The sequence below is a fragment of the Faecalibacterium sp. An77 genome, assembly GCF_002161315.1.
In the GTDB taxonomy this organism is placed as follows: Bacteria; Bacillota; Clostridia; order Oscillospirales; family Ruminococcaceae; genus Faecalibacterium.
Genome location: NZ_NFHK01000124.1, coordinates 1 through 515, shown reverse-complemented (window position 1 = coordinate 515; position 515 = coordinate 1). Strand labels below are relative to the sequence as shown.

Annotated in this window: 1 protein-coding gene; it reads right to left on the bottom strand. The window is 47.8% G+C overall.

Translation table 11 applies throughout. The features are described from left to right. Positions 1-515: IS3 family transposase (locus B5G28_RS14340; protein ID WP_087249861.1), on the bottom strand; the 515-nt coding region annotated here is incomplete at both ends.

Below are 515 nucleotides of genomic sequence, written 5' to 3'. Positions count from 1 at the left end.
ATGCACTCTGTTTTGAGGATAGAGAAGAAATTTTCAGCCATCGCGTTGTCATACGGATTTCCCCGTCTTGACATAGATGGTGTAATGCCGTATTCTTTAGTCAGGTTAAAGTACGCTTGCGAGGTATACTGAAACCCCTGGTCGCTGTGGAGCTGTAACTCCGCGGCGACCTTCTTCTTTTCTCTGCGCACTGCCTGGCGGATAGTATCCAGTACCAGGTTGACTGTTTGCTGGGTTGCAGTCTTGTAAGCTACAATGCTGTTGTCGTACAGATCCCGGATCATGGACAGGTACAGCACACCTTGTTTGGTTTGAATATAGGAGATATCGGTCACCCATTTGCGGTTTGGCGCTTCGGCCTGAAAGTTCCGATTGAGAAGATTCTGGTATTTGTGCAGCTGCTGCCCCATCTGCTGCCAACGTCTGCGGCGACGGATTTCAGACAATAAGCCGTATTTTTTCATGACACGCAGGATCGTTTTAGGGTTATGGATGATTTCTTCACTGTTTTTCAG